Raw genomic sequence first — 21,450 nt, 5'->3', positions numbered from 1 at the left:
TCTCCTGTTTCGTGGTTAAGCACGTCCGTTCCAGGTTGGCCGGCTAAAGTGCATATGCACTTTTAAGCGCGGGCAAGAGCTGCAAAAACCCGAAACGAACACACCAAGTGATTGGATGTTAGCCAAAATCTATACAGAGGTCAAAGCAAGTCTGAATTGTGAATTCCGCATGGCTCGAAGATTCGCGCTGAATTGGCTGTACCCGAAACCCACCGGACGCATCCGACGAGCGTATTGTCATTGCCTTGCATTCCGCTTCGTTCCGACTATGCTAAGTCAGGTCATCGCCAGCGTCCCAGCGCGCGCCAGAAAGCAATCGCGCATCCGACCGTTCGGTATATTTCCGACTCCAAACGAATTCATGCTGCTCGACGGACACGAGCACGCCTCTCCTTTTGTCCGCGCAATTCAGCAAGACCAGACGCCGCACGCGACGTCGATGAAAGCCACGGCCGTACACACATGTCGCGACACGGATGCGCGATCGGACCGTGGCGCATACGAGGAACACATCAAGCTCATCCATGGAGGCGGCAATGAAACCAGCTTTCCCGGTCTCAAGCGAGACACGGCACGCAAGAGCGGTATTCGCGTCGAAGATTCTTCGTTCATTATTTTTGGGTGCGGCCGTCGCGGGCGGCATATTCACGACGCATTGGGCGCAAGCCGATGACTCGTTCTCGCGAGGAGGTGGCAACAGAAGCGAGAGCATCTTCGTCGGCGATATCGGCGACCCGAATGACACGAACGATGACACCATCAAGCAGGTCGACCTCCGTACCGGAGCCGTGCGCGTTTTCGCATCTTCTACCTTCGGTGGCGAGTTGAACGGCGTCATGGGCATCATCTTCAACGACGCCTCCTTGATCGCCAGCATTCAAAACTTCAGCATCGATCCTACGGCGAGTGGCGACGTCATCAAGCTGAATGGGCGCACGGGCATGTTCGAGCAGTACCTCGTGAATCCAAAATCGCGAAACGTACCTTATGCGCCGCAGGGCATCGTTTTCGGCGGCGGCACGCGCGACTGGCATTACGGTTATCAGCCGGACCATTACTACGTCGCGAACGTCATCAAGAGCGGGCAAACTTGCACGAAGGTGGACGAAGGCGATGTGCGGGAATACAGCGAATCGGGCGCGTTCGTTCGCACGCTGGACCGTGTCGGATTCGCGGCGGGCTTTTATCCGCGTGGCGTCGTATTCGGGCCGGACGGCATGCTGTATGTCGCGGCGCGCGGCTGTCCTGCGGTAGCGCCGACGGACCCCTTATCGCTGCTCGCGTACATCCTTCGCTTCAATCCCTACACCCATAAACTGGACAAGGTGATTGCGACCAATGCATCGGTGCAAAGTCAGGGCTTGAAGTTCGGATTCCATCGGCCAGAAGGCTTGGTGTTCGACGACAAGGGCTACCTTTGGGTCACGAGTTTTCGCGATACCACCAGCAGCGCCGATCCGCTGGATAAGAACAACGTCGACCGCATTCTGAAGTTCGACGTGAGGAGCGGGAAAGTCGTCGACTCCTTGCCGCTATCCGACTTCGATAAACCGCGAGCATCCGCGCAGGCACTGATCTTCGGTCCCGAAGGAAAGCTGTACATTCCGATCTCTGGGAGCGCAGCGGAGACGACAGGCGAATTGCGCCGATGCGACACGCGCACGAAGAAATGCGACGTCGTCGTTCCGGTTGGCGGAGGCCTCGTCGATCCGTGGTTCGCGGTTTTCAGAAACAGCGATCCGGCGACGTTGTCGTACGAGCGTCGCTAACGGCACCCAAAGAGGCGCGAGGAAAGGCATTGGCGGAAGGCAGCCGGAGTCGAACCGACCTGGGAATGTCTGACATCCCCAACCGGGTTTGAAGCCCGGCCGTACCACCGGATACGAATGCCTTCCTGCGGAGAAACTCAGCACGCTGACAACACTTCGACCAGGCGCGCCGCGATTATAGCGGTGATGCGTAATTCGCATACGTGCCGGCGCACCGGCCATTAACCGCTCTTGTCGCTAGGCTGATGCGGCGGCTTGCGGCGTAACAGACGGTACGCGAAGAAGATAAGCGCGAGCACCACCAGCAGGTCGATCACCGTCGCGCCATGCAGATGCAACTCCATCAGCGTCCATTGCAGTTGCCGCTGAAAGAGCGCGCCGCCCAGCAGCCAGAACGCAGCCCACGCGACGATCCCACCCGTATCCCAGAGAAAGAACGCGGGCACGGCGATTTGCGTCGTACCCATCAAGGGCGGCGTGACGAGTCCGAGTCCCGGTATGAACTTCGATACCGCGACGATAGGCGCGCCATGCCGCTCGAAAAGAGCGCCGGTCGTACGCATGCCGTTGTCGATCGCATAGGAGCGACGCGAAAGCGCGGCAATGAGCTTGCGCCCGTGGATGCGTCCCGCCGCAAACCACACACCGTCGCCGATGAGCGCGCCCGCCACCGCCGCCATCAGCACGGAGACGAACGAGAGCCGCCCGTTCGCGACAGCCGTTCCCGCAAACAGCAGCAACGGCGCGGAAGGCAGCGGCACACCGAGCCGCGTCAGCAGCACATTGGCGAACACCGCCGCCCCGCCCCACTGCGCAATCGCCGATGGCGGTATCTGAATCACGCGTCTTCCTCGGTTCGTTGTGGTCTATGGTCTCGCGGCCGGACGCGCTCAATCGGCCCGCGATTCGACGAGCATCACGGGAATGCCGCCGCACCCCGCGCTATTCGCAATTTCAATGCCGCCCCACGGCGAACTCGCGCCACGGTCGAACGCCATCGGGTCGCCACGCAAGTCCGGGCGCAGCACGTTGAACGGCCAGGTCGGTCGCCTGATGCGCTCATGGACCACGGACCCGAGCCAGATCGGCATGGGCCGCGCGCGGGCGCCCATGCCCAGCGCGTAGTTCGTGGGCCAGAAACGCAGGACGTCGCGCTCCTGCGGGCCGAGATGGGATCGCGTGAACACGAGCTTCGACGGCTCGCCGTTGTTCAGACGCGGCAGCGCGGGCAAGGCGACCGCCGGTGCGTTGGGCGACACCACCGACATCACGCTTTTCACCGACACACCCGACACCTCGGTCCAGCCGCGGCTCGTCAGTTGCGCGCGGATCTGCGCGGGCGTGGCCGCCCATTGCACGGTGATCGGCTCACGACGGTCGCCATCCATGGCCGACCGGTAGCACGAGAACGTGCGCCAGAAGGTATCGGTCCATTGAATCGGCGTGATGACGACCGTGACGGGCGGCGCGCTGTGCGCCTCGGATGAATCGCTCAACTGCAACGCCACGCTTGCGCAGATGACGGCTAGCACCGCGAACGGCATCCACGGACGCGGCTTCGGTTTGCCGGGATTGCGCCACACCGCCGTGAGCGCGATCAGAAACACCCAGATGGCCGCGAGCGCGACGCTGCCGAGCACGGCGGAAATGGTGAAGCGGCCGAAGTACAACCCGGCGAGCGCGACGGCCGTGACGATCGCCGATGTCGCCGTCGCGATCAACACGCCCGAAATGGTGCCGACGCGCCGCAGCAGCAAGAACGCGAGAAAGCCGTAGATCACGACCGTGGCCGAGACGTGACTGCTCAGAAAAGAATGGTCGGCGGGCGCGAGCGTGACGAGCATCGGATCGCGCGCGGTGAAGCGGATCGCGAGCACCAGCAATTGCGAAAACACGACGGCGACGAGCCAGTACGTGACCGTGCGCCAGCGCCGCTCGAACACCATCCACACGACGACCGTTACGGCGAGCGCGGCGAGCGTCGGCGTGCTGCCGAGCGTGGCGGCGGCATCGAGGATGGAATCGGCCCAGGTCGAACGGAACGACTGCAACAGCCGGAAGATGGAGGTATCCACCTGCACGAGCGAACTGCCGCGCGCCACGCCCGACAGCACGTAGAAGAACGCGACCGCCGAGACGAGCAGCAGCGCGGAGATCATCACGATGAGCCCGGTCGCCGGATTGCCCGGATCGAGCGCGCGTGCGAGCATCCGCGCGGCCAGACCACGGCGTTGCTGGCAGGTCGCAAGCAACATGTCGCGCGAGGCGAACGTCCATTCCTTCGCATGCGAAATCACCACGCGCGCGAGATTGAACACGAGCCACGCAAGCGCCGCGAGGATGACGAGGATCACCACGAGCCGGATCGATACCGCGCCCGCCAGTTCGATCGAAGCTCCGAAGACCACGCCCGGCAGGATGTGCAGCGGCGCCCAGATCAGCGCGGAAATGATGTTGACCGCCAGAAAGCGCGCGGGCGTCATGCCCGCGACGCCAGCGACGACCGGCACCACCGCGCGCATCGGTCCGACGAAACGCGCGAGCACCACGCTCTTCGCGCCGTGTTTGTCGAAATATCTTCGGCCGGCGACGAGTGCGCCGGGATGTGCCCGAAACGGCCACATCTGCGCAATGCTCGTTGCATAGCGCTTGCCGAACCAGAAGCTGACTGCGTCGCCCGCAATGGCGCCGACGACCGCGCAGACCATCACCCAGCCAAGATTGAGCGCGCCGGTTCCGACGAGCGCGCCCGCGATGAACATGGCCGTGCTGCCCGGAATGAAGGTGCCGATGAATGCGAGCGACTCCAGAAAGGACGCAAGCAGCACTACCACGAGCGTCCATTCGGGATGGCTCGACAGAAGATGCAAGAGCTTGTAGTAGGAATGCTCCATCGGATTTCACGCGACAGCGTGCGCCGCGAAGGTCTCCACGTCGTAACTCGACGTTCGATAGTCAGACGGATTCGTGCCAGCGGCTGTCGGTTCGCAACAGATGAAGGTCGCGGTGAAACCGAGTGTACCCAACCCTGTCGAAGAACTCCAAAACCTGGATCGCGCGTTTGCGGCCGAGCGCGCTGGCATCGCGAAATGCGGCCGCGCCTATCGCACCGTTCGCATTTGCATGTTCGGCAGCCAGCCGTGCAAGTGCTGCGATGGACGCGCGTCCGTAAAACAAGTCGCGCACCACCTGAAAGACATCGCCACGGCGCGAGAGCTTGCGCAACAGACGCCGCACCGCGTCTTCGGGCACGCCATGCGTGGTGGCCAAATCCCTGACCCACGGCGGGTCGAAGCGGCCTTCCTCGATCGATGAGAGCACGACGCGGGCCAGCGCGTCCTCGGCGGCATCGAGCGTAACCGTATGCGATGGCAAATGCAGCCACGGACCGCTTCGCTCAATCGTGCCTAGCGTCACGGCGTCGTCGATGAGCGCGCGCCACAGCGCTTCGGGCGCGAGCGGCGCGGCCATGCGGCGCAGGCGCGCGGTATCCGGGCCTTGCTCGTCCGCAAAGCGTTCGTGGAAGGCGGCGAGTGCATCCGTCAGACACGCGTGCAACGCGTCCCATCGCGCGACGCTGATCAAGAGCGCATCGTCGTGAATGGGTATGCTGCGCAGACCGTCGGGCTGGGTCATCGATCCAAGCGTTCGACCTGCAAGATGCTCGACGAGCGAGCGCGGCAAGCCATACGGCGACTGCGCGAAGAGTTCGTCGATGGCGCCGGTGTCGAGCATCGCGGTGAGCGCATCGAGCCACGCGTGGCGCTGCGGCGTGCGGCGCTTGCGTGCGGGCGCAAACGGGTCGAGCACACGCCCGCCGCCTACCGTTTTATCTGCCTGCGCATTGCGAACGATGAAGCGGTCGCCCGGCAGCGCGCAAACCGGCTTATCGAATACGAGTTGCACGCGCGCCGTCTGCCCGGCCGCGAGCGTTTCGCCGTCGAGCAAGGCGATGTGCGCGACGCGGTGCATCGTGCCCAGATGTACATGCAGCGGGCTCCAGTGCGTGAGCGCCGGCGAGGCATCGGCGAGAAGCGTGAGTTCGACGTCGATTCGCTCGGACGCTCGCGCGAGACGCGCATCGAGAATCCAGTCGCCGCGCGACAGCGCGTCTTTCTCGATGCCCGCGAGATTGAGCGCGCAGCGCTCGCCCGCGCGCCCCGTCTCCGAAGCGCGATTCTGCGCGTGAATGCTGCGCACACGAACCGGCGCTTCGCCCTCGCGCGGCGCGAGCGCCAGCGTGTCGCCGACCTTCGTCTGCCCCGCGAACACCGTGCCGGTCGCCACCGTGCCCTGGCCCGCGAGCGTGAACACGCGGTCCACGGCCAAACGAAAGAAGCCGTCGTCGCGGCGCGCGCGCCAGTGCATGGCGACATTGTGCAGATGCGCGTTCAGCGCGGCCACGCCGGAGTCGTCATCGCGCGTGGCGTTGGTGTTAAAGAGCGGTGCGTGTTGCAAAGCGGTGCCGGCTAGAAGCGCGGCGATTTCGGCATGGACTTCGTTCAGGCGCGCGGCATCGACACGATCGGATTTCGTCACCGCCACTGCGCCGTCTTTCACGCCGAGCAACTGGAGAATCGCGAGATGTTCGCGCGTTTGCGGCATGACGCCATCGTCGGCGGCGATCACCACGAGCGCGAAGTCGATGCCGCATGCGCCCGCAGCCATCGTATGCACGAGCTTTTCGTGCCCCGGCACGTCGATGAAGCCGAGCACGCCGCCATCGCCGAGCGGCACGTATGCATAACCCAGTTCGATGGAAATGCCACGCGCCTTCTCTTCCTTCAGACGATCCGTATCCACCCCCGACAACACGCGCACGAGTGTGGTCTTGCCGTGATCGATATGCCCCGCCGTGCCGACGATCATGCGTTGCGGCCCGTTGCCCGCATCTCCAACTGGGCGATGAACGCGGCTTCGTCCTGTGCTTCGAGACAGCGCAGATCGAGCCACAGCGCGTTATCCGCAATGCGCCCGATGACCGGGCGCGGCAGATCGCGCAGTCTGCGCTCGATGCGATTCAACTGGCCGCCCGCCTTCTTGCCGCTCGTGAGCCGCACGACGAGGCCGTAGCTCGGCAGGACATCGACCGGCAACGCGCCGCTGCCGATCTGGCTGAACATCGGCTCGGTGGCGACGACGAAATCCGCACCGGTCATTGCCTGCAGCACGGGCCGGATGCGTTCGGCGGCAAGGCGCATGGCGTCCGCTGGACGCGTCAGCAGGCGCAAGGTGGTGAGACGTTCGGCGAGCGTCTCCGGCGTGCGATAAAGCCGCAACACCGCTTCGAGCGCCGCGAGCGTGAGCTTGCCGACCCGCAGCGCACGCTTGAGCGGATGCTTCTTGATCTTCGCGATCAGTTCCTTCGTACCGACGATCAGGCCCGCCTGCGGGCCGCCGAGCAGCTTGTCGCCGCTGAAGGTGACGAGTTGCGCGCCAGCCTCGACCGTCTCGCGAACCGTGGCCTCGCGCGGCAAGCCCCATTGCGCCAAATCGACGAGCGTGCCGCTGCCGAGATCCACGACAACCGGCAAGCCGCGCGTCCTCGCGAGCGGCGCGAGTTCCGCGAGCGTGACTTCCTTGGTGAAGCCCGTGACCGCGTAGTTGCTGCAATGCACTTTCATCAGGAGCGCGGTCCTGGCGTTGATCGCTTCGTCGTAATCCTTCAGATGCGTGCGGTTGGTCGTGCCGACTTCGCGCAACTTCGCGCCCGCGCGGCTCATGATGTCGGGAATGCGAAACGCGCCGCCAATCTCGACCAGCTCGCCGCGCGACACGATCACTTCGCGACGCGCGGCCAGCGCGGACAGCGTCAGCAGCACGGCGGCCGCGTTGTTGTTGACGACCGTCGCGGCTTCGGCGCCCGTCAGTTCACAGATGAGTTCGTTGATGAGGTCATCGCGGTCGCCGCGCGCGCCGGTCGCGAGATCGAATTCGAGATTGGCCGGCCGCGACAGGACTTCGGCGACGGCGCGCAGCGCTTCATCCGGCAACAGCGCGCGGCCGAGGTTCGTGTGCAGCACCGTGCCCGTGAGATTGAAGACGCTTTTCACGCTGCTTTCCGCGCGCTTGTCGAGCGTCGCGCCGACGCTTGCCGCGAGGCTCGCATCGGCCAGTGCCTCGACGGATGCGCGGCCCGCCTGCGCTTCGGCGCGCCATGCGTCGAGCGACGCGCGCAGCACGGCGAGCGTCTGCGTGCGTCCGTGCGCGGCCAAGACCGGCGCGAATGCCGCCGATGCCAGCACGCGCTCCACCGATGGCACTCGTGCCATCAGCGCGCGCAATTCGCTGTCGTTGTTGCCGGTGACATTACTCACGCTTCTATCCTCTTCCCTTCATGCTTCATCGACGTGTTCGGGCCACAGCCACGGATGCGGCGACGCACGGCGAAAACCGGCGTCGCCCATCAGAAGGTCGAGCGTGAGGCTTGCCAGATCGTCGGCGTAAGGCTCGAAGTCGTAGGCCTTGTCTTGATAGCCGATCTTTCTGTAGATGCCGCATTCGTCGCACGACTCGGCCTTGAGCGCGGCCTGCTTCGCGCGGGCGGCGCGTTGTTCCTCGGTTTCGTCGTCCGTGGGCGTGCCCATGGCGTGATACGCAATGCCCTTGGTGGAGTCGCAATTCGAGCATTTGGCGCGCACGACATGCCATTCGGTCGAGCACAAGCCGCACTGCACGTAGCGATATCCATCATGCGTGCCGCCGACGCGCACGATGCTCGCCACCGGCATCGAGCCGCAGAGCGGGCAGACGCCGGGCGCATCGAGATAAGGCACATCCGACACGGCGATGCGCGTGGCCAGATCGGTCCACACCACTTGCAGCGCGGCGACGATGAATGGCGCCGCCGCCGGATCGATCTCCGCGAAGCGCAGCGCGATGATCGCGTCGGCCTGCGTGTCGAGCGTGGCGGCGTCGGTCGTGCGCAGACGCGCGACGAGTTGCGCGAGCGGCGGCGTAAGCGCGCCCGCGGCTTCGATACTGTCGAGCAGCATGAACAGCACGTCGCGCCACGCGGGATCGCGCTCGTCGGTGAGCGCGGGGACGATAGGCATCGAATGCTGCTGATTGCGTTCGATCGACTCGCGCGCGGGCATCAATGCGGTGGAGGTCGAAAGGATGCGTTGCTGCGCATCGGCGAGCGCGGCCATGAGGCGCAGATAGCCCGCGATCGGATTGCTCGCTTCGGCGAGTTGCAACAGACGCGCGGCGCGGGCGGCGAACACGGTGCCGCGTTCGGGCATGCGAAGACGGGGAATGGCCGAAGGATCGAGAGACTCGATCTTGGCGGCTTCGAGAATGCGTTGGACCACGGGATTCCTTAAGGAAGGTCGGGGCGGGATCAAGAATAACAGCTTATAACGGAGCGCTCAGGGATGCTCATGCTCCGCGCGGAGGTACAAAAATGAGTTCACGCAAACGGAAACTTAAATGGAACTTTCAATACGGAAGCAGGGAAATGGCGCCGCAGTCCGGTTGCCCGCCGCGCTGCTGAAAGGCATGAAACGGACCCTTGGCGACAAATTCAATGTCGAGGTGTGCCCGGACGGAATCATGCCGATGCCGGCTCGTCGCGAATTGTCGCTCGAGGAACTGCAGGTGCAGTGCGACCCGAAGGCGCCTATCTCCGATGAATTGGCTGACTGGAACAATCTAAAACCGGTAGGACGTGAGCTATGGTGAAAGGCAACAAATTTGACACGGGGATATTGCGCACGTCGGCCTGAGTCCGGCAATCGGCCATGAGCAACAAAGCGACTTCAGGCCCGGGCTCGTGCTGTCGGCTGCGTCATTCAATGCGCTGGAGACCGCACTGGTCGCGCCTGTCACGCAGAGCGGCGGCTTCGCGCGATACGCCGGTTTCGCAGTCCCGCTCGCCGGGCTTGGCACAAGGACGCAAGGCGTCGCGCTCGTCAACATGGTCCGCACGTTAGACCTCGAAGCGCGCGGTGCGAGTCGAGGAACGCGCGCCAATCGAAGTGACGGACGACGCGCTAGCGCGCCGTCACGCCATTCTCGACTGACGCGCATTCGGCCTACTTGCCGATGATCTCCTTGAACCACCGCGGATGGTGCTTCCTGGCCCATCCATAAGTGACCGTGCCGCGTGTCATCGCGCCGACAGAACCCTTGATCCAGATCGCCGCGTAGATATGCACGATGATCCCGACGATCAGCACGAACGCCGCCGCCGCATGCACGACCGCCGCCACGCGAATGATCTCGATGGGAAAGTAGAACGAGAAGTAGCGCCGCCAAATCACGATGCCGCTCAACAGCAGAAGCGGCAGGCAAGCGGCCATCGTGAAGAACAGCAGCTTTTGCCCGGCGTTGTACTTGCCGATCTCCGGCAGCCGGTCTTCGCGATTCGCCAGCACGTCGTCGATCTGCTTCATCCACTGCACGTCGGCCTTGTCCAGATAGTTGTGATGCCAGAAACGCAGCGCAAGAATCATGAACGAGACGAACATCACGCAGCCGACGAACGGATGCAGAATGCGCGTCCACTGGCCGCCGCCGAAGATTGCGTAGAGCCAGGCCATCGACGGATGAAACATCGCGAGACCGGAGAGCGCCAGCAAGACGAACGTGATCGCGGTGATCCAGTGATTGCTGCGCTCGTTCGGCGTGTAACGGACGATCAGGCGGTTGCCCTTCACGTCGCGCAGTTCGCTATCGTGTTTCATTCGAACGCTCCCTTTGCTGAAACGCCTCTTCGGCTTCGTGCTGTGCTTCGGCTTCTTCTTCCGCGCTCACCTCGTTCGGACCGACACGCGTGTAGTGGAAGAACCCGGCGATCGCGGCCAGCGCGATACCCGCCATTGCAAGCGGCTTGGTCACGCCTTTCCAGATCGACACCAGCGGACTGATGTGCGGGTCTTTCGCGAGCCCGTGATAAAGCTGCGGCTGATCCGCGTGATGCAGCACGTACATCACATGCGTGCCGCCCACGCCCGCCGGGTTGTAAAGACCCGCGTTTTCGAAACCGCGCTCCTTCAGGTCTTCGATGCGATCCTCCGCTTGCGTGATCATGTCCACCTTGGTGCCAAACATGATCGCGCCCGTCGGACACGTCTTCACGCACGCCGGCTCCTGCCCGACCGCGACGCGGTCCGAACAGAGCGTGCACTTGTACGCGCGATGATCTTCCTTCGAAATACGCGGAATGTTGAACGGGCAGCCCGTGACGCAGTATCCGCAGCCAATGCAGTTTTCCTCGTGAAAATCCACGATGCCATTGGTGTACTGCACGATCGCGCCCGGCGACGGACACGCCTTGAGACACCCCGGATCCTCGCAATGCATGCAGCCGTCCTTGCGGATCAGCCACTCGAGGTCGCCCTTCGGGTTCTCGTACTCCGTAAAGCGCATCACCGTCCACGAATGTTCGGTGAGATCACGCGGGTTGTCGTAGACGCCGGTCGTATGACCGACGTCGTCGCGCAGGTCGTTCCACTCCATGCACGCCGTCTGACATGCCTTGCAGCCGATGCACTTCGATACGTCGATGAGCTTCGCGACCGTCCCCGTCACCGGCTCGCGAACTTGCGGCGGCGGCGTGGTGGTGGCCGAGAGGCGCTTGATGTCGAGCGATTGCAGAGCCATCTCGTCTCCTTTAAGCCTTCTCGGCCTTTTCGACCTTCACGAGGAACGACTTGAACTCCGGTGTCTGCGAGTTCCCGTCGCCCACGGAAGGCGTCAGTGTGTTGACGAGATAGCCCGGCTGCGTGAGGCCTTTGAAGCCCCAATGCAGCGGCAGGCCGACGGTATGCACCTTCTTGCCCTCCACGTTCAATGGCTTGATGCGCTTGGTGACGAGCGCCACCGCGACGATATGCCCGCGATTGCTCGATACCTTCACGCGCTCGCCCGCCACGACGCCCACTTCCTTTGCGTGTTCCTCGCCGATTTCCACGAACTGCTGCGGCTGCACGATGGCGTTGAGTCGCGCGTGCTTGGTCCAGTAGTGGAAGTGCTCGGTCAGGCGATAGGTCGTTGCCGTGTCCGGGAACTTGTCGGCGGTGCCGAGCGCCGCGCGGTCATCCGGGAAGATGCGCGCGGCTGGATTGCTCACCACGGCCTTGTTGTCCGGGAAGAACGGGTTATAGCCGAGCGGCGTCTCGAACGGTTCGTAATGCACCGGGAACGGTCCTTCGTTCATGCCGTCGCGCGCGAAGAAACGCGCCACGCCCTCCGGATTCATGATGAACGGATTCATGCCGTTCTCCGGGGGCTCGTCGGCCTTGAAGTCGGGAATGTCCGGTCCGGTCCACGCCTTGCCGTTCCATGCGATCAGCTTGCGCGTCGGGTCGAAAGGCTTGCCGCTCACATCGCATGACGCGCGGTTGTAGAGCACACGGCGATTCGCCGGCCACGCCCACGCCCAGCCGAGCGTTTGACCGATGCCCGTCGGGTCCGAGTTGTCGCGCCGGCCCATCTGATTGCCCGCTTGCGTCCACGATCCGCAGAAGATCCAGCAACCGCTCGCCGTCGAGCCATCGTCACGCAAAAGCGCGAAGCTCGACAACTGCTCGCCCTTCTTCGCCAGCACCTTCGTCTTGTCGGTGGGATCGGCGACATCCGCGAGCGCGCGGCCGTTGAACTCCATCGCGATCTCTTCGGGCGTCGGACTTTCCGGGTCCGCGTAAGGCCAGGTCATATTGAGGATAGGATCGGGATACTTGCCGCCCTTCTCCTTATAGGCCTGCCGAATGCGCAGCCACAGCCCCGACATGATCTCCAGGTCGCTCTTCGCTTCGCCCGGAGCGACCGCGCCCTGCCAATGCCATTGCAGCACGCGGCTCGAACTCACGAGCGAGCCGCGCTCTTCCGCGAAACACGTGGTCGGCAGACGGAAGACTTCAGTCTGAATCTTCGAGGCGTCGACATCGTTGAACTCGCCGTGGTTCTTCCAGAACTCGGAAGTCTCGGTGGCGAGCGGGTCCATGATGACGAGCCACTTCAGCTTCGACAGTCCGAGCCCGATCTTCGCCTTGTTCGGCGCGGCCGCGAGCGGGTTGAAACCCTGCGCGATATAGCCGTTCATCTTGCCCTGCGCCATCAGCTCGAACACCTGGAGCATGTCGTAAGACTTGTCGAGCTTCGGCAGATAGTCGAAGCCGAAGTTGTTCTCGGCGGTCGCGTTGTCGCCCCACCATGACTTCATGAAGCTCACATGGAACGCGCGATAGTTCTTCCAGTAGCTCAACTGATTCGGCCGCAAAGGCTGCGTCGCGCGCTTCTTGATGAACTCGTCGAAGTCCTGCTCGCCTTCCATCGGCAAGGTCATATAGCCGGGCAGCAGATTCGACATCAGGCCGAGATCGGTCAGGCCTTGAATGTTCGAGTGCCCGCGCAGCGCGTTCATGCCGCCGCCCGCCATGCCGATGTTGCCAAGCAGAAGTTGCACCATCGCACCGGTGCGGATCATCTGCGCGCCGACCGAGTGATGCGTCCAGCCGAGCGCATACAGAATGGTTCCCGCGCGATTCGGCGCGGCGGTCGTGGCAAGCATCTCGCAGACCTTGAGGAACTTGTCGGTCGGCGTGCCGCAGACCTTCGTCACCATCTCGGGCGTATAGGTCGAGAAATGCTGCTTGAGCAGGTTGTAGACACAGCGCGGATGCTGCAAGGTCGGATCGACCTTGACGAAGCCATCGTCGCCGCGTTCATAGTCCCAGCTCGACTTGTCGTAGTTGCGCTTCTCGGCGTTATAGCCCGAGAACTCGCCGTCCTTGAATGCGAAGTCCTCGCGCACGATAAAGGACATGTCCGTGTAGTTGCGGACGTACTCGTGCTGAATCTTGTCGTTGGTGAGCAGGTAATTGATGATGCCGCCCAGGAACGCGATGTCGCTTCCCGTGCGAATCGGCGCATAGAAATCCGCCACCGATGCGGTGCGCGTAAAGCGCGGATCGACCACGATGAGACGCGTCTTGCGATGCGCCTTCGCCTCGGTCACCCACTTGAAACCGCACGGATGCGCCTCGGCTGCGTTGCCGCCCATTACCAGAATCACGTCCGCGTTCTTGATGTCGACCCAATGGTTCGTCATCGCTCCACGGCCAAACGTCGGGGCAAGACCTGCCACCGTCGGGCCATGTCAGACACGCGCCTGATTGTCGAATGCGAGCATGCCCAGGCTGCGGGCAGTTTTATGCGTCAGATAGCCGACTTCGTTGCTGCCCGCCGACGCCGCGAGCATGCCCGTGGTCAGCCAGCGATTCACCTTCTTGCCGTCCGCCGTGGTCTCGATGAAATTCGCGTCGCGATCTTCCTTCATCAGTTTGGCGATACGGTCGAGCGCGTCTTCCCACGAGATGCGCTTCCATTCGTCCGATCCCGGCGCGCGATACTCGGGATGCATGAGGCGGCTGGGGCTATGAATGAAGTCGATGAGCGATGCACCCTTCGGGCACAGGGTGCCGCGATTGACGGGATGGTCGGGGTCGCCTTCGATATGGATGATGCTGGCCTTCGCATTCTTGGCGTTGTCGCCGAGGCCGTACATGAGGATGCCGCATCCGACTGAGCAGTACGGGCAGGTATTACGCGTTTCCGTGGTACGCGACAGCTTGTACTGACGAACTTCGGCGAGCGCAGGTGCCGGAGAGAAGCCTAGCGCCGCCAGGCTCGATCCGGCGAGCGTGCTCGCTGAGACCTTCAGGAACTGTCGCCGTGACATTTGCAGCATTTTAGTGCCTCGGCGTTTTGTAATGTGGGTGGCGAAATTATAGGGCGCGCTGTCTTATTTCGCTGGCGAACACGGCACTTTCGACTCGATGCGAAGCCTCGTTGTGGCATTGCGCCGACGCGCGCTCAAGAGCCAAACGTTGCACCCAGTCACGTCGACTTACGGTTGGACTGGAATAGTTCCTGCTCTACTTCGTTCGAGTTTGGTCAGTCCGTTCATCGTATCCAGAGGTCCGCCATGAGTTCCGTATCCACACAGAAGATCGAAGCCGTCGTCAAAAAGGACGCCTCCTGGGTGCTCGGCGCGCTCAAGAAATTTTCGGAGGATCGCTGCGCCGCGATGGCCGCGAGTATCGCCTTCTATTCTGCGTTTTCGCTCGCGCCGACGCTCGTCATGGTGATCGCCGTGGCCGGTTGGGTGTTTGGCGCCGAAGCCGCGCGCGGTCAGCTCTTTCATCAGGTCAACGGGCTGCTCGGCGATCAGGGCGCGGCGGGCGTGCAGAGTATTGTCGAGAATGCGCATCGCAGCGGCGGGACGGGCATCGCGGCGGTCATCTCGTTCGCGCTGCTCGCGATCGGTGCGTCGGCGACGTTTTCATCGCTCAATACGGCGCTCAATCTTGTGTGGCCGCTCACGGGCGATCAGCGCTCGAGCGTCTTTGCGATGGTGCGCGTGCGGCTCATCTCGTTTGGACTCGTGCTCGGCGTGGCGTTTCTCCTGATCGTCTCGCTGGTGCTGGACACCGCGATCCAGGCCGTCGGCATGTGGCTCTGGGGCGACTCGCCGTTCGTGATCATCGGCGATATCGTTCAATTGGTCGCCGGTCTCGCCATTCTGACCGTTGCGTTCGGCGCGCTGCTCAAATTTCTCCCCGATGCCCCCGTGCAGTGGCGCGACGCGCTCGTCGGCGGGCTTGTCGCGGCGCTGTTGTTCTCGGCGGGCAAGAAACTGTTCGCGCTCTATTTGACGCACGCAGGCACGGCCAGCGCGTTCGGCGCGGCCGGATCGCTCGCGGTTCTGCTCATGTGGCTGTATTTTTCGGCGGCCGTGTTGTTGCTCGGCGCGGAGTTCTCGGCGGCCCGCGCGCGTCTGCACGATCCGCGCGGCGCGTGGGGCCAGCAAAACATGGGACGCGTGCCGCCGGGCAGCCGCGCCAAGATCGGTTCGATGCTCGCGGCTTCCACGCGCACGGGCATGCCCGCGGCGGCATCCGCATCGGCGGCGACGACGGGGGCATCGAACGCAGCGCCAGTCGTATCGCCCGCCAGCGCTCGGATCGATGCGCCCGTGCCCGCGAGCGCTCGGCGTGCCATCGGCGCGCGCGCTCAACACACACAGTTGTTGACGGGACAGGCGCGCAAGAAGGTATCGGCGGTGGCGAAGGCGCTGGAGATATCGCGCAAGATCGCGCGCGTCGAGAGCACCGCGACGCGCGCCACGGCGATGGCCATGCTGGGTGCGGGTCGCAAGGCATCGACCGCCAATGCCGCAGTGAAGCGGCACCCGTGGCGCTCGGTGTTGTTCGCGGCAAGCGCGGGAATGGCAGTCGCGTTGCTCACACGCCGCGGCTCCGCGCCTCGGGAAAACGACGACCTGCAAAGCTGATCCGCATTTCCTTTTCGCCTTCCACGAACGCCGCGCCTCTAGAGCGCGGCGTTTTTTGTTGCCTTGGTGAAAGGAAAATACCCGCTCACGGCTGCTGTTTGTTAATCGGATTGATGGTAATCGCGCGCCATCGGAATATCCTAGAATTGAGCGCGGAACTTATTTCAAGTTAGCCTGTCACCCGCAACCCGTTCAAAACAAACAGAAATCCTTCTTTTTGAGACCACGTTAGCAACTGTGTCTTTTACGAGACAGTAAATTTTTTTCGTTTCTTAAGATTCGAAACGTTGCGTTATTCTCTGCGCCGGCAACAACGATATTTAACAATCGCGTGGAGAATTCGATGAAACGATTCGCACTGACGTCCCTCTCGCTGGCGCTGCTCGGCGCAGCTGGCGCGGCACAGGCACAAACGAGCGTGACGCTGTATGGCGTGATCGACGCTGGTCTCGGTTATGTGAGCAACGCCAACGCAAATGGCGACCACCTGTACGGCATGATCAACGGCAATCTGTCCGGCGATCGCTGGGGCCTGAAGGGTCAAGAAGATCTGGGCGGCGGTCTGAAGGCAATTTTCCAGTTGGAAAGCGGCTTTGACATCGGCACCGGCCGTCTCGGCCAAGGTGGCCGCGAGTTCGGTCGTCAAGCATTCGTCGGTTTGTCGGGCAATCAGTGGGGTACGGTCACCCTGGGTCGCCAATACGATCCGCTGGTTGACATGGTCCAAGGCATCACGGCCGACAACTACTGGGGCGCAATCTTCGCAACGCCGGGCGACGTCGACAACTACGACAACTCGCTGCGCGTGAGCAACGCCGTCAAGTACGTTTCGCCGAACTACGCGGGCTTCCAGGTCGAAGGCCTGTACGGCTTCTCGGGTCTGGCAGGCGCAACGGGCCAAGGTCAAACCTGGTCGGGCGCTGCAACGTATAACAACGGCCCCCTGGCAGTCGCCGGCGGCTACTTCTACGCTAACAACCCGAACGCCGGCCGCATTCCGCCGACGGGCGCAAGCACGTGGAACAGCACGACGTCGGACGCACTGTTCGACGGCCCGATCAACAACGCATACGCATCGGCGCACGCAATCGGCATCGCTCGCGGCGCGGTTCAGTACACGATCGGCGCGTTCACGGTCGGCGGTTCGTACAGCAATGCACAGTTCAAGGCAGACGGTGGTTCGCGCTTCGGCTCGGAACACTTCAACGTCGGCAACGGTTTCGTGAACTTCCAGGCAACCCCGGCGCTGCTGCTCGGCGTGGGCTACACCTACACAAAGTCGGGCGGCGACACGTCGGCCAAGTACCACCAGGCCAGCCTGGGTGCGGACTACTCGCTGTCGAAGCGCACGGACTTCTACGCAGTTGCGGCTTACCAGCACGCAAGCGGCGATCAGCGCGACGGCACGACGGGCGGCATCAACTCGGCGCAAGCCTCGATCGGTTCCTACGGCTACGACAGCGGCAGCAGCCATCAAGAAATCGTCATCATCGGCGTGCGTCACAAGTTCTAAGAACAAGCGGATGGCCCGGTACGCGAGTACCGCGCCACACGATAGAGCAGCACACCTCGACAGCCACCGGTTTTCCGGTGGCTGTTTTTTCTTGTGCAAAGCCTTTGCCCCACACATCGAGCCAGCGTGAACCGCAACAAATTGTGCCGACGGGCTTCATCGACACGCGCGCATAAAGCACAATCGTTCGGATAACCAAGCATCCGGGGGGATTCGTTCATGCTGTCGCGCCAACTCGCCGCTGTCTCGTGTTTCGCTTGGCTCATCTTGCTCGGGGCCTGCCGTTTCGCGCCTGTGCCAGCCGCATCCGGCAACGCTTTGCCAATGATCGTCGCGCATCGCGGCGGCGCGGCGGACGCGCCTGAAAACACCCTGCTCGCCATTGAGACCGCGCTCGCGAATCACGCGGATGCGATCTGGCTCACCGTGCAACTCACGCGCGATGGCGTCCCGGTGCTCTATCGTCCGGCCGATCTCTCCGCAAACACAAATGGTACGGGCACGGTCGCCAGCCACGAATTCGCCGCGTTGCGAAGCCTGAACGCGGGCTGGAACTTCACGCAGACGGATGCGAACGGCGAGAAGCAGTATCCGTATCGCGCGCGGCCGTTGCCTATTCCCTCGCTCGCCGAGGCATTGCGGGCCATTCCATCGTCCACGACGGTCATACTCGACATGAAAGCGCTGCCCGCCGAAACGCAGGCAAGCGCCGTCGCCCGCGTGCTGAGCGAGGAAAGCGCGTGGCCGCGCGTGCTGATCTATTCGACGGATGCCGCCTACCAGGCGGCGTTTGCGCCTTATCGCGAAGCGCGTCTTTTCGAATCGCGCGATGCGACGCGTGAGCGCCTGGCGCAAGTCGCGCTGGAGCACGAGTGCCGAAAGCCGCCGCCCGAAGGCACATGGACGGCGTTCGAATACAGGAGAAAGATGGAACTGGTCGAGACGTTCACGCTTGGCGAAGCGCGCTCCGCCGTGGATGCGCGACTCTGGACGCCGCAGGCGGTCAGTTGCTTCAAGACGAACGGCAACGTGCGGATTCTGGCGATCGGGGTCGACCAGGCGGAGGATTATCGCGCCGCCGCGTGTCTTGGAATGGACGCCGTGCTGGCCGATTCGCCGCGCCGGGCATACGCGAGCAAGACAAGCCTCGCCGAGCCGCTCCAGTGCCCTGCAAACGCGCCCTGAAGGATTCTTGAAGGTCTACTGCTGCGGCGCGTTGCCGTTTGAATCCACGTCCTCGGCGAGCGTCTGCGCCGGCGCTTCACCAGAACTTGGCAGATCGCCGATGACAAGCCGCGGCACGATCGTGCGCGACTCGCGCGGACGCAGCGGCACGTTGGCCAGATCGGTCCACGAAGGGTTCGGAATCTCGCCGAAAATCTGCCGCAGGCGCTCGCCCCACGTGCGGTGGATCATCTGGTAATACGCGCTGTCGTTGTCGAGCGAGGCGAAACGCGTCACGCGCAACGCGTCTTTCTCGTAGACCAGCAAGTCGAGCGGCAAGCCCACCGAGAGATTCGAACGCAGCGTCGAATCCATGGAGATAAGCGCGCATTTCGCGACTTCGTCGAGATCCGTGGACGGCGTAATGACGCGGTCGATGATCGGCTTGCCGTATTTCGACTCGCCAATCTGAAAATAAGGCGAAACGCGCGTCGATTCTATGAAGTTACCCGCTGCATAAACCATGAAAAGGCGCGGCGGCTGGCCGTGTATCTGACCGCCGAGAATGAAGCTGCAGTTGAAATCGACGCTGAATTCCGCGAGCGAAAGCGCGTCGCGCCGATGCACTTCGCGCACCGCGTCGCCGACGATGCGCGCGGCTTCCGCCATGGTGGCGACGCTATAAAGCGTGGGCGCGTCCGGGTCCGCGGGTTCGGCGAGCATGTGCGTCACCGCTTGCGTGAGCGCGAGGTTACCGGCCGCGAGCAGCACGATCACCCGGTCTCCCGGCTGTTCGAAAACAGTCATTTTGCGGGCGGCGCTTACGTGGTCCACACCGGCATTCGTGCGCGTGTCGGAAAGGAACACGAGGCCCTCGTCCACACACATACCCACGCAATAAGTCATGTCGATCAATCCTGAAGCCAAACAAAACGCTATTGTACTGACGCTGCCCGCGCATCGCATTCGCGCTGCGTTTTTTCGCTGAATCGCATAAATGCGGCAGTAAAGGCATTAAACTGATTAACGGCACTTATCCGCGCTGCTTGAGAGCGTCACCAGCGCGCACTTCCAGCACCTTATTCATGCACGATCTCACGGACGACCTCGATGAATTCGCAGCGGACACGCTGCTCGCAGGCCTCGCGCGTCCCATCGTGTTCGTCGACCTGGAAACCACCGGCAGCAATCCGACGGTGGATCGCATCACCGAAATCGGCGTCATAGAAGTGAGCAAGGCGGGCATCGAACGCTATAGCGTGCTCGTCGATCCGGGCATGCCGGTGCCCCCGTTCATCTCGCGTCTGACGGGCATCGAGGACAGCATGGTGCGCGGTCAGCCCACTTTCGAATCGCTCGCGCAGGCGCTTGCCGAGCGTCTCCAGGGCAAGCTTTTCGTCGCGCATAACGCGCGCTTCGACTACGGCTTCCTCAAGAACGAGTTCCGTCGCGCGGGCATTGCGTTTCGCGCGGATACGCTGTGCACGGTGCGCTTGTCGCGCTCGCTCTTTCCATCGGTCGAACGTCATGGGCTCGATGCGCTCATCGCGCGCTTCAATCTCGCGCCTGAAGGACGCCACCGCGCGCTCGCCGATGCCGACCTCCTCTGGCAGTTCTGGCAAAAGATTCACGCGCTCTATTCGCAAGAACTCGTCGATGCCGCCGTGAAAGCGCTCGTCAGGCGCGCGAGTCTGCCCGCCGCGTTGCCCGAGGGCGCGCTCGACGCGTTGCCTGCCACGCCCGGCGTCTATCTCTTCCACGGCGCGGACGACATTACGCTCTACGTCGGCAAGAGCGTGAATCTGAAGCAGCGTGTGAGCGCGCATTTCGCGGGGGATCATCGGTTGGCGAAGGATTTGTCGATATCGCAGGCCATCCGCAAAATCGAATACCGCGAGACCGTGGGCGAACTCGGCGCGCTGTTGCTCGAAGCGAAGCTCGTGAAGGACTTGCAGCCGCTGCATAACCGGCTGCTCAAGCGCGCGTCGGCGGCGTGCGCGTGGCAATGGCTGCCGGGCGCGCCTGCGCCCGTGCTGCTGCGCGCGAGCAAGCGCGATCTGTCGCGCGAGGCGCATCTCTTCGGCGTGTTCGAATCGCGCGCGAAGGCGCATGCGTATCTGCGCCATCTCGCCGATGAACATCGACTCTGCCACGCCACGCTCGGCCTGGAAAAAGCGGGACCGGCGCGCGGTTGCTTCGGCTATCAGGTGAAGCGCTGTCTCGGTTCATGCGCGGGCGCGGAGCCGTTCGCGGACCATGCGGCGCGTGCGCTCGAAGCGCTCGGCAATGCGCGCCTCGTGCGCTGGCCGCATGAAGGCGCCATCGCGATCAGCGAACGCGATGCATCGACGAATCGCGAGGCGTGGCATGTCATCGATCGATGGTGCTATCTCGGCACATGCGCCGCGCGCGATGAAATTGCATCGTTGCTTGCCAGTGCGCCGGAGATACGTCCGTTCGACCCGGATGTGTACGCGCTGATCGCGAAACGCCTGTCGGCCGGTCAGTTCGAATGGATCGCGTGCGATGCGCGACCTGCGTTCAGTCTCGTCGCGCAGATCGCGCAAATCGTGGCGGCGCCGATGAAGACGCCGGCGCCGACCCAAACGAAGACGAAGCGCATGAAGACGCGTTACGTCGAAGATCAATTCGCATTGAGTTTCTGACGCGAAGACGGCGCCCTAACGACACGGCGCGATCGAGCG

Annotated in this window: 15 protein-coding genes, 1 tRNA gene and 1 pseudogene; 7 read left to right on the top strand and 10 right to left on the bottom strand. The window is 63.0% G+C overall.

The features are described 5' to 3' along the window. Positions 1–536 precede the first annotated feature (536 nt). Positions 537–1,769: an NHL repeat-containing protein gene (locus NCT04_RS16650; protein WP_250466607.1), complete on the top strand. Its 1,233-nt coding sequence runs from the start codon at positions 537–539 to the stop codon at positions 1,767–1,769. 30 nt (positions 1,770–1,799) lie between these two features. Here NCT04_RS16650 and NCT04_RS16645 read toward each other — a convergent pair. The 6 genes from NCT04_RS16645 to fdhE all read right to left on the bottom strand — a co-directional run bounded on the left by NCT04_RS16645 (position 1,800) and on the right by fdhE (position 9,082). Next, positions 1,800–1,895: transfer RNA gene (locus tag NCT04_RS16645), tRNA-Sec, on the bottom strand. Between the two features lie 95 nt (positions 1,896–1,990). Next, on the bottom strand, positions 1,991–2,611 hold the full coding sequence (locus NCT04_RS16640; RefSeq protein WP_250466605.1) for a DedA family protein: 621 nt from the start codon (positions 2,609–2,611) through the stop codon (positions 1,991–1,993). Between the two features lie 48 nt (positions 2,612–2,659). Beyond that, complete coding sequence (locus NCT04_RS16635) at positions 2,660–4,663, bottom strand: bifunctional DedA family/phosphatase PAP2 family protein (RefSeq protein WP_250466603.1); 2,004 nt, start codon at positions 4,661–4,663, stop codon at positions 2,660–2,662. Between the two features lie 61 nt (positions 4,664–4,724). Beyond that, positions 4,725–6,638 carry a selenocysteine-specific translation elongation factor gene (selB, locus tag NCT04_RS16630; RefSeq protein ID WP_250466602.1) on the bottom strand — a complete coding sequence of 638 codons (1,914 nt, stop codon included), beginning with the start codon at positions 6,636–6,638 and terminating at the stop codon, positions 4,725–4,727. After that, positions 6,635–8,086 carry an L-seryl-tRNA(Sec) selenium transferase gene (selA, locus tag NCT04_RS16625; RefSeq protein ID WP_250466601.1) on the bottom strand — a complete coding sequence of 484 codons (1,452 nt, stop codon included), beginning with the start codon at positions 8,084–8,086 and terminating at the stop codon, positions 6,635–6,637. The genes selB and selA overlap by 4 nt, the downstream gene beginning before the upstream one ends. A gap of 18 nt (positions 8,087–8,104) precedes the next feature. Further along, positions 8,105–9,082 carry a formate dehydrogenase accessory protein FdhE gene (fdhE, locus tag NCT04_RS16620; protein WP_250466599.1) on the bottom strand — a complete coding sequence of 326 codons (978 nt, stop codon included), beginning with the start codon at positions 9,080–9,082 and terminating at the stop codon, positions 8,105–8,107. Between the two features lie 118 nt (positions 9,083–9,200). Here fdhE and NCT04_RS16615 point away from each other — a divergent pair, with 118 nt between their 5' ends. Continuing rightward, on the top strand, positions 9,201–9,452 hold the full coding sequence (locus NCT04_RS16615; protein WP_250466598.1) for an AbrB/MazE/SpoVT family DNA-binding domain-containing protein: 252 nt from the start codon (positions 9,201–9,203) through the stop codon (positions 9,450–9,452). Beyond that, a pseudogene (locus NCT04_RS16610) lies at positions 9,446–9,793 on the top strand (type II toxin-antitoxin system ChpB family toxin). The gene NCT04_RS16615 and the pseudogene NCT04_RS16610 overlap by 7 nt, the downstream one beginning before the upstream one ends. A gap of 12 nt (positions 9,794–9,805) precedes the next feature. Here NCT04_RS16610 and NCT04_RS16605 read toward each other — a convergent pair. From NCT04_RS16605 to fdnG, 3 genes are read right to left on the bottom strand one after another with little or no spacing between them, the layout of a single operon-like run. Next, positions 9,806–10,456: a formate dehydrogenase subunit gamma gene (locus tag NCT04_RS16605; protein WP_244828692.1), complete on the bottom strand. Its 651-nt coding sequence runs from the start codon at positions 10,454–10,456 to the stop codon at positions 9,806–9,808. Next, complete coding sequence (fdxH, locus tag NCT04_RS16600) at positions 10,443–11,375, bottom strand: formate dehydrogenase subunit beta (RefSeq protein ID WP_244828693.1); 933 nt, start codon at positions 11,373–11,375, stop codon at positions 10,443–10,445. Before fdxH ends, NCT04_RS16605 begins: the two co-directional genes overlap by 14 nt. 10 nt (positions 11,376–11,385) lie before the next feature. Continuing rightward, positions 11,386–14,463 (bottom strand): formate dehydrogenase-N subunit alpha, encoded by a 3,078-nt coding sequence (fdnG, locus tag NCT04_RS16595; RefSeq protein WP_250466597.1) that lies wholly within the window; start codon positions 14,461–14,463, stop codon positions 11,386–11,388. Positions 14,464–14,700: 237 nt separating this feature from the next. Between fdnG and NCT04_RS16590 the strand changes: the two genes are divergently transcribed. The 3 genes from NCT04_RS16590 to NCT04_RS16580 all read left to right on the top strand — a co-directional run bounded on the left by NCT04_RS16590 (position 14,701) and on the right by NCT04_RS16580 (position 18,766). Beyond that, entirely contained in the window at positions 14,701–16,068 is a 1,368-nt protein-coding gene (locus NCT04_RS16590; protein ID WP_250466595.1) for a YihY/virulence factor BrkB family protein, read from the top strand. A gap of 343 nt (positions 16,069–16,411) precedes the next feature. After that, positions 16,412–17,581 carry a porin gene (locus NCT04_RS16585; protein ID WP_244828696.1) on the top strand — a complete coding sequence of 390 codons (1,170 nt, stop codon included), beginning with the start codon at positions 16,412–16,414 and terminating at the stop codon, positions 17,579–17,581. Between the two features lie 219 nt (positions 17,582–17,800). After that, positions 17,801–18,766 carry a glycerophosphodiester phosphodiesterase family protein gene (locus NCT04_RS16580; RefSeq protein ID WP_250466594.1) on the top strand — a complete coding sequence of 322 codons (966 nt, stop codon included), beginning with the start codon at positions 17,801–17,803 and terminating at the stop codon, positions 18,764–18,766. A gap of 15 nt (positions 18,767–18,781) precedes the next feature. Here the strand turns inward: NCT04_RS16580 and NCT04_RS16575 are convergent, their stop codons facing one another. Next, complete coding sequence (locus tag NCT04_RS16575; protein ID WP_244828698.1) at positions 18,782–19,651, bottom strand: proteasome-type protease; 870 nt, start codon at positions 19,649–19,651, stop codon at positions 18,782–18,784. Positions 19,652–19,830: 179 nt separating this feature from the next. On the opposite strand from NCT04_RS16575, the gene NCT04_RS16570 reads away from it, so the two are divergent. Beyond that, entirely contained in the window at positions 19,831–21,411 is a 1,581-nt protein-coding gene (locus tag NCT04_RS16570) for a 3'-5' exonuclease family protein (RefSeq protein ID WP_244828699.1), read from the top strand. The last annotated feature ends 39 nt before the right edge of the window (positions 21,412–21,450 follow it).

Source organism: Caballeronia sp. GAFFF2, from assembly GCF_023631485.1.
Lineage (GTDB): Bacteria > Pseudomonadota > Gammaproteobacteria > Burkholderiales > Burkholderiaceae > Caballeronia.
This window is presented reverse-complemented; position numbering and strand designations above follow the sequence as displayed.

What these genes read in the sequence shown, in the direction of transcription:
- NCT04_RS16605 (WP_244828692.1), bottom strand. Translation starts at nt 10,456, where the DNA reads ATGAAACACGATAGCGAACTGCGCGACGTGAAGGGCAACCGCCTGATC.
- NCT04_RS16585 (WP_244828696.1), top strand. Translation starts at nt 16,412, where the DNA reads ATGAAACGATTCGCACTGACGTCCCTCTCGCTGGCGCTGCTCGGCGCA.
- fdxH (WP_244828693.1), bottom strand. Translation starts at nt 11,375, where the DNA reads ATGGCTCTGCAATCGCTCGACATCAAGCGCCTCTCGGCCACCACCACG.
- NCT04_RS16590 (WP_250466595.1), top strand. Translation starts at nt 14,701, where the DNA reads ATGAGTTCCGTATCCACACAGAAGATCGAAGCCGTCGTCAAAAAGGAC.
- NCT04_RS16580 (WP_250466594.1), top strand. Translation starts at nt 17,801, where the DNA reads ATGCTGTCGCGCCAACTCGCCGCTGTCTCGTGTTTCGCTTGGCTCATC.
- NCT04_RS16615 (WP_250466598.1), top strand. Translation starts at nt 9,201, where the DNA reads ATGGAACTTTCAATACGGAAGCAGGGAAATGGCGCCGCAGTCCGGTTG.
- selB (WP_250466602.1), bottom strand. Translation starts at nt 6,638, where the DNA reads ATGATCGTCGGCACGGCGGGGCATATCGATCACGGCAAGACCACACTC.
- NCT04_RS16635 (WP_250466603.1), bottom strand. Translation starts at nt 4,663, where the DNA reads ATGGAGCATTCCTACTACAAGCTCTTGCATCTTCTGTCGAGCCATCCC.
- NCT04_RS16650 (WP_250466607.1), top strand. Translation starts at nt 537, where the DNA reads ATGAAACCAGCTTTCCCGGTCTCAAGCGAGACACGGCACGCAAGAGCG.
- NCT04_RS16570 (WP_244828699.1), top strand. Translation starts at nt 19,831, where the DNA reads ATGCACGATCTCACGGACGACCTCGATGAATTCGCAGCGGACACGCTG.
- NCT04_RS16575 (WP_244828698.1), bottom strand. Translation starts at nt 19,651, where the DNA reads ATGACTTATTGCGTGGGTATGTGTGTGGACGAGGGCCTCGTGTTCCTT.